At 65.7% G+C, this 836-nt stretch carries 1 protein-coding gene; it reads left to right on the top strand.

What is annotated here, in order from left to right; genetic code table 11:
- On the top strand, nucleotides 1-836 hold an 836-nt coding region (locus tag ACT6Q8_RS25540), incomplete at both ends, for a TonB-dependent receptor plug domain-containing protein (protein ID WP_444739481.1).

Raw genomic sequence — 836 nt, 5'->3', positions numbered from 1 at the left:
CGTGCATCGCTGAACAGCGCCTTGAACCTTAAGCGGGCAGAGGCTGCGGCGGTTGATGCGATTGTGGCCGAGGATATCGGCAAGTTCCCGGACAGCAATCTGGCCGAAAGCATGCAGCGGGTGCCCGGTGTGGCGCTGGCGCGTGGGGATGGCGGCGAGGGCCGCAACATTTCGGTTCGTGGTCTGGGCGCGGGTTTCACCCGCGTGCGGGTCAATGGCATGGAGGGCACCTCCCAGACCGGCTCGTCCGACATCTATGGTGCCGGCAATGCCGGGCGCTCCTTCGACTTCAATGTCTTCTCCACCGAGATCTTCTCCGCCCTGGCCGTGCGCAAGACGCCGTCGGCGGATGTGGAGGAGGGATCGCTGGGGGCCACCGTCGATCTGAACGCGCCCAAGCCGTTTGATTTCCGTCAGGATAGCGTCATCACCGCCACCGCCAAGGGCGTCTATAATGGCGTGTCCAAGAAGGTGGACCCGCGCGGATCGGTGCTGGTCTCGCAGAAGTTCGGCGATGAGGGGCAGTTCGGCGTCCTGGGCTCGCTCTCCTATCAGCAGCGCAATATCCGCGAGGTCGGCTATTCCGCTGTCGATCTGCTGTCGGCCAGCGCCAATGGCCTGTTCTGCGCGCCCATCGGCGTCACGCCCGTCTATCCCGCCGTCTCGGCGGCCAAGGGCACGACGGACACGATGTGCTCCACCAACAATCCGCGCACCGGCACGCTGGCCGCCTGGAATACCGTTCAGGCCCTGCGCCGCGCCGATCAACCCAACACGCCCGAAACCTCCCCGTCCGGCAATACCCATGGCTATCCGGCGGCGCTGGCCTGGGGCAT

Source organism: Niveispirillum sp. (assembly GCF_052437035.1).
In the GTDB taxonomy this organism is placed as follows: Bacteria; Pseudomonadota; Alphaproteobacteria; order Azospirillales; family Azospirillaceae; genus Niveispirillum.
The sequence above is the reverse complement of the archived record's forward strand: the minus strand, read 5'-3'. Positions and strand labels throughout refer to the sequence as shown.